General features: G+C 70.4%; 10 protein-coding genes and 1 tRNA gene. 7 read left to right on the forward strand and 4 right to left on the reverse strand.

What is annotated here, in order from left to right:
* Positions 1-23 precede the first annotated feature (23 nt).
* From KBY81_RS10040 to KBY81_RS10065, 6 genes are all read left to right on the forward strand, one after another.
* Positions 24-827, forward strand: a complete 804-nt coding sequence (locus KBY81_RS10040) for an MBL fold metallo-hydrolase (RefSeq protein WP_254976406.1) — start codon at positions 24-26, stop codon at positions 825-827.
* Positions 828-974: 147 nt separating this feature from the next.
* Positions 975-1,250, forward strand: a complete 276-nt coding sequence (locus KBY81_RS10045) for an HU family DNA-binding protein (RefSeq protein ID WP_015110525.1) — start codon at positions 975-977, stop codon at positions 1,248-1,250.
* 56 nt (positions 1,251-1,306) lie between these two features.
* Positions 1,307-2,272: a tRNA glutamyl-Q(34) synthetase GluQRS gene (gene gluQRS, locus KBY81_RS10050; RefSeq protein ID WP_254976410.1), complete on the forward strand. Its 966-nt coding sequence runs from the start codon at positions 1,307-1,309 to the stop codon at positions 2,270-2,272.
* A gap of 420 nt (positions 2,273-2,692) precedes the next feature.
* Positions 2,693-2,998: a hypothetical protein gene (locus KBY81_RS10055; protein WP_219904016.1), complete on the forward strand. Its 306-nt coding sequence runs from the start codon at positions 2,693-2,695 to the stop codon at positions 2,996-2,998.
* Positions 2,999-3,096: 98 nt separating this feature from the next.
* Positions 3,097-3,360 carry a hypothetical protein gene (locus KBY81_RS10060; protein WP_254976407.1) on the forward strand — a complete coding sequence of 88 codons (264 nt, stop codon included), beginning with the start codon at positions 3,097-3,099 and terminating at the stop codon, positions 3,358-3,360.
* Between the two features lie 222 nt (positions 3,361-3,582).
* Positions 3,583-3,951, forward strand: a complete 369-nt coding sequence (locus tag KBY81_RS10065) for an AbrB family transcriptional regulator (protein WP_106220255.1) — start codon at positions 3,583-3,585, stop codon at positions 3,949-3,951.
* A 5-nt stretch (positions 3,952-3,956) separates the two neighbouring features.
* On the opposite strand, the gene KBY81_RS10070 is transcribed toward KBY81_RS10065, so the two are convergent.
* Both KBY81_RS10070 and KBY81_RS10075 read right to left on the reverse strand, forming a co-directional pair.
* Positions 3,957-4,448 carry a hypothetical protein gene (locus tag KBY81_RS10070; RefSeq protein ID WP_106220256.1) on the reverse strand — a complete coding sequence of 164 codons (492 nt, stop codon included), beginning with the start codon at positions 4,446-4,448 and terminating at the stop codon, positions 3,957-3,959.
* A 92-nt stretch (positions 4,449-4,540) separates the two neighbouring features.
* Positions 4,541-4,612: transfer RNA gene (locus KBY81_RS10075), tRNA-Thr, on the reverse strand.
* A gap of 52 nt (positions 4,613-4,664) precedes the next feature.
* On the opposite strand from KBY81_RS10075, the gene KBY81_RS10080 reads away from it, so the two are divergent.
* Entirely contained in the window at positions 4,665-4,922 is a 258-nt protein-coding gene (locus KBY81_RS10080) for a DUF3493 domain-containing protein (RefSeq protein ID WP_106220257.1), read from the forward strand.
* Here the strand turns inward: KBY81_RS10080 and KBY81_RS10085 are convergent.
* Positions 4,839-5,573: a low-complexity tail membrane protein gene (locus KBY81_RS10085; protein WP_254976408.1), complete on the reverse strand. Its 735-nt coding sequence runs from the start codon at positions 5,571-5,573 to the stop codon at positions 4,839-4,841. The genes KBY81_RS10080 and KBY81_RS10085 overlap by 84 nt on opposite strands.
* Before the next feature lie 4 nt (positions 5,574-5,577).
* A partial coding sequence (gene infB, locus KBY81_RS10090) for a translation initiation factor IF-2 (protein WP_254976409.1) occupies positions 5,578-7,733 on the reverse strand: 2,156 nt, incomplete at its 5' end.

Consider the following 7,733-nt stretch of genomic DNA (forward strand, 5'->3'; position numbering starts at 1 on the left):
GCCGCCGGGGGTTCAATGGGGCGATGACCGCCACCCCAGCCTCCCTGCTGCCGTCCGAGGAGGGCCGCCCGCCCCTGCCGGTCCGGCCGGGGCTGTGGCTGTTCGCCCCCAGCCGGGAGAGCCAGGGGGGGAGTGCCTGGCTGCTGGAGGCCGCCGGCGCCGACCTGCTGATCGACTGCCCCGCCTACACCCGGGCCAACCTGCGGTTCCTGGCCGGCCGCCCCCGCCGACGGATAGCGGAGAGCGGTGCCCACGGGGCCTGGATCGTGCTCACGGGCCGCGGCGGCCACGGCCGCTGCCGCCGCCTGCAGCAGGCCCTGGGCTGGCCGGTGCTCGTCCAGGAACAGGAGGCCTACCTCCTGCCCGGTGTGGATCCGCTGCACACCTTCGCCGCCGAGCACCGGCTGGAACCGGATGTGCGGCTGCTCTGGACGCCGGGGCCCTCCCCCGGTGCCTGCGTGGTGCAGGTCGCCCCGGCGGCGGGGGACGGCCGGGGCGGGCTGTTCTGCGGCCGGCTCCTGGTTCCGGTGGCGCCGACCCGCGTCGCGCCCCTGCGGCAGCGGGGCACCTTCCATTGGGGTCGGCAGCTGCGCAGCATCGAGCGCCTGCGCGGCTGGCTGCCGCCCGGCTCTCCCGGCTGGATCGCCAGCGGCGCCGGACTGGGGGCGCTGAGGGGGGAGAAGCTGGTGGAGCAGGGCGCCGCCCTGCTGGCGGCCCTGGATCTGGAGGCCCTCGCGCGCCAGCCGCCCGGGGGCGGGCTGGAGATTGGCGCCCTTACCACGGAACGCCCCGCTGCGGACTCCATGGACCCCAAACCGCTGTCATGAGTGGACTTCTCCTGTTGCGGCCCTGCCGCAACACCCATACGATTGGCGCGCTGAACGCACCGGGCGGTCGGGGACTTCCGATTCGCCTCCATCACTCGACGTCCCGAACCCCGCCATCGCCACCTACCCGGAGGCTTCCCCCGAACAATGAACAAAGCTGATCTCGTCAACATCGTGGCTGCCCGCACGGAGCTCACCAAGACCGACGTCTCCCTCGTGGTCGATGCCGCCATCGAAACCATCGTCGATTCGGTGGTCGAGGGCAAGAAGGTGTCCATCCTCGGTTTCGGCTCCTTCGAGCCCCGTGAGCGGTCCGCCCGTCAGGGTCTGAATCCCAAGACCGGCGAGAAGATCAAGATCCCCGCCAAGCGCGTGCCCGCCTTCACCGCCGGCAAGCTCTTCAAAGACAAGGTCCAGGGCTGATCCCCAGCCGCCACGCTCCGGCCATGGCGGCGGCCGCAGGGGCGTCCGGACCTCCCCTGCGGCTGCCCCTCCATCTCCAGGAACGCCTCGCCTCGGGTCTGGACCTGCGGCGGCGGGGCTACCGAACCCGTTTTGCCCCCTCCCCCACCGGCCCCCTCCATCGGGGCAACCTCCGCACCGCCCTGCTCGGCTGGCTCGAAGCCCGGCTGAGGGGTGGTGCCTGGCTGTTGCGCATCGATGACCTCGACGGGCCCCGCAACCGGCCGGGTGCCGAGGACGCGATCCTGGCGGACCTGCGCTGGCTGGGTCTGCCCTGGGACGGACCCGTGGCCCGCCAGAGCGCCCAGCGCGGCGTCTACGCCACCGTTCTCTCCGCCCTGCGCCAGGCCGGGCGTCTCTACCCCTGCCGCTGCAGCCGGCGGCTGCTGGCCGATGTCTCCGCCCCCCACGGAGCGCTGGCGGTCTATCCGGGGTATTGCCGGAACCGCCCGCCCGACTGGGGCCCCCAGGCCGGGCGGCTGCCCAGCTGGCGACTGCGCCTTGAGCCCGGCGCCCTGCGCTGGCAGGAGCGCTGCGGGCCCGCTGGCGGCCAGGACGGCCCCGCCGCGGTGGGGGACGTGGTGCTGCGCCGGGCCGACGGGGTGGTGGCCTACCACCTGGCCACAGCTGTGGATGAGCTGCTGATGGGCATCAGCGAGGTGGTGCGGGGGGAGGATCTCTGGCCCTCGACCGGGGCCCAGGTGGCCGTGATGGCCGCCCTCGGCGCCGACCCGCCGGCCTATGCCCACGTGCCCCTGTGGCGGGATGGCCAGGGGGAGCGGCTGAGCAAGCGGGAGGGGGCCGAGGGGCTGGCCGGCCTGCGCCGCCGGGGCCTGGATGCCCCCGGGGTGATCGGGGAGCTGGCCGCCAGCCTCGGCCTGGTGCCGCCGGGCAGCCGGCTCATTGCCCGGGAGCTGGCGGACCACCTGACCCTGGACGGCCTGGAGGATTGCCTGCGCCGGGGGAAGGGCACGAATGCTTAAGGAAGATTTCGGGATCCAGGGGGTCTGGGCCAGGCACAGTGAGGAGATGAGAACAAACCCCTGCGAACCGGCCATGGCTGTCCCGGTTCCTGCCTCCGGATCGAAGGGCCCGTCCCTTGGTCAGAGCCGATGTCCCCAGTGCGGTGGCAGCGGTCTGCTGCGCATCGATGATCAGCGTTACCGCACCTGCCTCGACTGCCTTGGCCAGGGCCGCTCCCCGGCCATCGGGGGCGATGGGGTGGTCTTCCGAATGGTCACTTCGAGGTCCGTTTCTTCCGCCAGATGAAAAAGGCGGCGGTGGCCACAACCACGGCCAGGGGTGCCGCCGTGAGCAGCAGCAGGATCACGGCGGTCCAGTCGGTGTACATGGGTGTGTCTGTTGAAGCGGTGCCATCATCCCAGCAGATGCCCCCTCCGGTGATGGCCGACGCTCTGCAGTCCAGCGATCGTTCGCGGCCCTGCCGCGGACTCCGGGCGGGTTCCCTGGCCGGCCTCCTGCTGCTCGTCCTGGCGGGGGGAGGGGGCACGGCACTGGCGAATGTGCAGTTCGAGAATTGCGTCACCGCCGCCGATGGGTCGATCACCTGCGACACGGTGCCCACCGGCAACACGCTGATGAATGATGTGGACGCCCGCTACGGGCTGCTGCAGAACGCCAGTCCGGGCTGGAGTGAGTTCGAGCCCTACGAGGGGTACGACGACGACTTCGGCGGCAATGAGACATGAACCGCGGCGTCGGGGCCCCGTTGCAACGACATGTGGCGCTCCCTCGCGGCCAGCGGGTCCACTGGAGTAGTTCAGAAGGGTCACTCGCGGGGGTTGTGATGCATTGCTGGGCACCCGGGATCGTTCCGGCCCGCCCCCTGGAATGCACCCAGGCGGAGCGCTACGTGCTGCAGCGTCTCTCGAATGGTTCCTACGTCTCCATCCGTCCCGACGACCAGGGCCTCGGAGATGTGAGCGAACCGACCTCGGCCTATCTGTTCCATACCCACGAGGCAGCCCAGCGTGCCGCCGGTGAACTCAATCGCCTGGGTGGTGACGACTTTGACGTGGTCAAGGTGGCGTGGCCCATCGCCCTGTGCTGAGCCGTTGCCTCCCGTCGCGGTGAGGGCCTCTGGATCTTGTCTCCCGAAGCCGCTGCAGGTTCCCGTTGGTTCGTGGCAACAATCGGCACGCCGCCCTCAGCAGAACGCCATGGGCAGAGCTTCATCGGCTGGTTTTCACAGCTGGGCTTATCGGCAGATCCTCCAATGACAACAAGCGACGAAAGCTTTATAGTGTGAGTCGAAAGGTCTTTTCTGCTTCCGATGCTCACCGGATCTGATCTCCTGGCCAAGGTCAAGGAACTGGGCGATGTCTCGAAATCCGATCTGGTGCGTGGTTGCGGCTACGTCAGCACCAAGAAGGACGGGGCAGAACGTCTGAATTTCACCGCCTTTTACGAGGCCCTGCTGGAAGCCAAGGGCGTCAGCCTGGGCGAAGGCGGTGGCAAGGGTGCCTCCAAAGGCGGTCGCAAACTCAGCTATGTGGCCACCGTGCAGGGCAACGGCAATCTTCTGGTGGGCAAGGCCTACACCGCCATGCTCGATCTGCAGCCCGGCGATGAATTCGAGATCAAGCTGGGCCGCAAGCAGATCCGCCTGATCCCCGCCGGATCTACCGACGACGACGACTGACCCGTTCAGTCCGGCCCGACGGGGGGCGTCCGTCTCCTCTGGCGCTCGCAGGCCACCAGGAACGCCGTCACCCGTTCGCCCCAGTTCACCACCACCAGCAGATTGCGGGGGGATCGGCTGAATCCCTGCTGCGACAGCACGGCGAATTGGTTGAGGTCGTCGTGGCTGACCAGCGGTCGCTCCCCCCGAAGGCTTCCCCAGGCGCCCAGGAACGCCTCCCCGTCGGTGGCACGGCATCGGGCATAGGCCTCGCCCACGTCGACCCCCTGGCGCCGCAGACGCACGAAGGCATCCAGATCCGGACCCAGATGCGGGATCCAGCGGCCCAGGTCCCCTACCGCCACCACCTGGCTTGCGGCCGGCACGGCCGTCCGCAGCATCAGGGCCGGCGTCGCCAGCGACCATGAGGTCGCCTCCAGCAGGCGTTCGGCGGCCTGACTCAGGGCCCCGTGGTGGCTCTCCAGCAGAGCTTCATGGCGGGCGTTCAGATCAACCATGGCCGTTCAGGGATGCACGGGTGCGGCCACAGGACGCCGGGGTCAGGGAGGCCCGGCGACGGATGGCGGCCAACGGCGGTGTGGTGAAAAAAAGCCGGTGATCGGATTTGAACCGACGACCTACTGATTACGAATCAGTTGCTCTACCCCTGAGCTACACCGGCATCGGCCAAGAAATTAGCATTCGTCGGAACACCATCCGCTGAGCCGCATTCCATGGGATCCGACCCGAACAGATCCCTGGATCCGGCCCTCCGCCAGCGCCTGCTCACGGAAGCGAGAACCCCCTGGCGGGGGCTCCGGCGGGCCCTGTGGTTCGCCCTGGTGGCGTCGGCCGGGCTTGGCCTGGCCACCATGGCCTTGCGGGCCTCCGCCGGCTCGGAGGTGGCCTCAGGGGATCTCCTCATCCAGGTCGGCGCCGTCGCCCTGTTCGGGGGCCTGCTCTGGTTCGACCGCAACCGCCTCGACGGCTGAGGGTTCGGGGGCTGGCGCCGCTGCTGCCGGTGGCGGCGCCGCCGGGGGGGTCGCCACCGGCTCGGCCAGCTTCAGGGGATCGGGCAGCAGCAGGGGCAGCCCCAGGCAGAGGCGCTGCTGCTCCAGTTCCTCCAGGCCGAGGGGACGGGTAGCGGCCACGACCGCTGGGCTGCGGGTCAGCAGCCACAGGGACTGGATCAGCTGCTGCCACTGCCACAGCATCACCAGCAGCACCAGGGCCGCCAGCAGCAGGGCCACCAGGCGCGGGCAGGAGGCGAAGGGGGTGAGGGGCGCGGCCACGGCGGCCTGGCGATCGATCCACCACAGCAGGGGCAGGGCAAGGGCGCCGCCGCCGGCGGTGGCCAGGGCCAGCCCAGGGGCCACCTGCAGCCGGCTGAGCCGCCGCTGCAGTTCCCGGCGACCCCGCAGCGGGGTCTGCAGCAGCAGCAGCGACCAGACATCGGCGGGTCGGCGCACCAGCAGCACCGCAGGCGCCAGGGCACCGATGGCCCAGCAGAGCAGCCGCTCCAGACCCGGCAGGGGGCCCGGGTCGCTGCCGGCGAGCACCAGCAGCAGCAGCAGCGCCTCGAGCGGCAGGACCCCGAGGGCGATCAGCTGGAGCCAGAGCAGCGGCTCGCTGCGGGGCGTCACGGGATCAGGTGCTGAGGGTCCGGCGCTGGGTGACCAGCTTGAAGGCCTCGACCCGATCCTTGTCCTGCCAGCCGGTGAACCGGTCGCAGCCGATGCCGCACTCGAAGCCGGTGGCCACCTCCTTGACGTCGTCCTTGTTGCGCCGCAGGGAATCGAGGTCGCCTTCGTAGACGAGCTCCTTGCCGCGATGGACACGGATGCGGCAGTTGCGCTGCAGCTTGCCGCTGGTGACATAACAGCCGGCCACGGCGCTCTTGCCGATCGTGAACACGGCCCGCACCTCCGCCTCGCCCAGGCTCTCCTCCACCATCTCGGGCTCCAGCAGGCCCTCCATGGCCATCTGGATGTCCTCGAGCAGCTTGTAGATGACGTCGTAATCGCGCACGTCCACGCCGGTGGCATCGGCGGCGCGCTTGGCACCGGAGGCCATCGAGGTGTTGAAGCCCACGATCACGGCGCCCGACGCGGCCGCCAGGTCGACGTCCGTTTCGGTGATCTCGCCCGGTGCCGAGAGCAGCACCCGCACCTGAACCTCCTCCTGGGGCAGTTGCTCGAGGGACCCGAGGATCGCCTCGACGCTGCCCTGCACATCGGCCTTGAGGATCAGGTTGAGCTCCTTGAGCTCGCCTTCGCTGGCCTGGCCCGACATCGAGGCCAGGGACACCCGCCGGGAGGCCATCTGCTGGGCCAGGCGGGTGGCCCGGGCCTCGGTGGCCCGGTCGCCGACCACCGCCCGGGCGCTCTTCTCATCGGCGTAGACCTCGAACTCGTCGCCGGCCGTGGGCACCTCGCTGAAGCCCAGGGCCTCCACGGCGCTCGACGGGCCGGCGTGCTTCACCCGCTTGCCGGTGTCGTCGACCATGGCCCGCACCTTGCCGAGGATCGGACCGGCCGCCAGCACGTCGCCGGCCTTGAGGGTGCCGTTCTGGATCAGCAGGGTGGCCACTGGACCCTTGGCCTTGTCGAGGTGGGCCTCGATCACCGTGCCGCGGGCCATCCGGTCGGGGTTGGCCTGCAGGTCCTCCACTTCGGTGACCAGCAGGATCATCTCCAGCAGCTTGTCGATGTTCTCCCCCTTGATGGCGCTCACGGGGACCATGACGGTGTTGCCGCCCCAGTCCTCGGCCACCAGATCGAGGCCGGAGAGCTCCTGCTTGACCCGGTCGGGCTGGGCCCCTTCCTTGTCGATCTTGTTGATCGCCACCACGATCGGCACCTCGGCGGCGCGGGCGTGGCTGATCGCCTCCAGGGTCTGGGGGCGGACGCCGTCGTCGGCGGCCACCACCAGCACCGCCACGTCGGTGACCTTGGTGCCGCGGGCCCGCATGGCGGTGAACGCCTCGTGGCCCGGGGTGTCCAGGAAGGTGATCTTGCGGTGCTCGTCGCCGTGGGGCACGTCGACCTGGTAGGCACCGATGTGCTGGGTGATGCCGCCGGCTTCCCCGGCCGCCACCCGGGTCTTGCGGATGGCGTCGAGCAGGCTCGTCTTGCCGTGGTCGACGTGGCCCATCACGGTCACCACGGGCGGGCGCCGGATCAGGTGCGCCCTGTCGCTCTCCTCGATCATCTCCACGGTCTTCTTGGCCGCGGCCTCGACGTCGTCCTCGAGGACGGGCACGCCGAACTCCTCGGCCACCGTCTCGATCGTGTGCAGGTCGAGGGTCTGGGTGACGGTGGCGCTGATCCCCTTGAAGAAGAGGGATTTGATGATCTCGGAGCTCTCCACCCCAAGGCGGTCGGCCAGCTCCTGCACCGTGAGGTTGCCCTCCGGCACGATCAGCATCTCGGGCCGCTGGGCCTTGGCCTCGCGGGAGGCCCGCAGCTCCATGGCGCGGCGCCGCTGACGCTGGCGGGTGGTCTCCTTCTTGCGCTTGCGGACCGCCACGGTGGGCTTGGCCGCGGTGCCGGGAGCGGAGCGGGGCTTGGCCGGCCGCGCCAGGCTGGCCTGGAGCACCATGGCCTCCTGCTCGCCGGCGTAGCCGCCGGTCTCGGCGGTGAGGGCATCATCGTTCTCGCCGATGATGTGCACCTTCTGGCGCTGCTTCTGGGGCGTGCGGCTGCGCAGGGCCTCGAGCTTGGCGCTGTCGTCCCAGTCGGGGCGCCGGGCGCCGGGGGCGCGGGCGCCGGCCGGGGTGGGCGGGCGGAAGCCGGGGCGGCGGG

Source organism: Cyanobium sp. Lug-B (assembly GCF_024345635.1).
GTDB lineage: Bacteria > Cyanobacteriota > Cyanobacteriia > PCC-6307 > Cyanobiaceae > Cyanobium > Cyanobium minutissimum.

What these genes read in the sequence shown, in the direction of transcription:
- KBY81_RS10040 (WP_254976406.1), top strand. Translation starts at nt 24, where the DNA reads ATGACCGCCACCCCAGCCTCCCTGCTGCCGTCCGAGGAGGGCCGCCCG.
- KBY81_RS10045 (WP_015110525.1), top strand. Translation starts at nt 975, where the DNA reads ATGAACAAAGCTGATCTCGTCAACATCGTGGCTGCCCGCACGGAGCTC.
- KBY81_RS10055 (WP_219904016.1), top strand. Translation starts at nt 2,693, where the DNA reads ATGGCCGACGCTCTGCAGTCCAGCGATCGTTCGCGGCCCTGCCGCGGA.
- KBY81_RS10060 (WP_254976407.1), top strand. Translation starts at nt 3,097, where the DNA reads ATGCATTGCTGGGCACCCGGGATCGTTCCGGCCCGCCCCCTGGAATGC.
- KBY81_RS10065 (WP_106220255.1), top strand. Translation starts at nt 3,583, where the DNA reads ATGCTCACCGGATCTGATCTCCTGGCCAAGGTCAAGGAACTGGGCGAT.
- KBY81_RS10070 (WP_106220256.1), bottom strand. Translation starts at nt 4,448, where the DNA reads ATGGTTGATCTGAACGCCCGCCATGAAGCTCTGCTGGAGAGCCACCAC.
- KBY81_RS10080 (WP_106220257.1), top strand. Translation starts at nt 4,665, where the DNA reads ATGGGATCCGACCCGAACAGATCCCTGGATCCGGCCCTCCGCCAGCGC.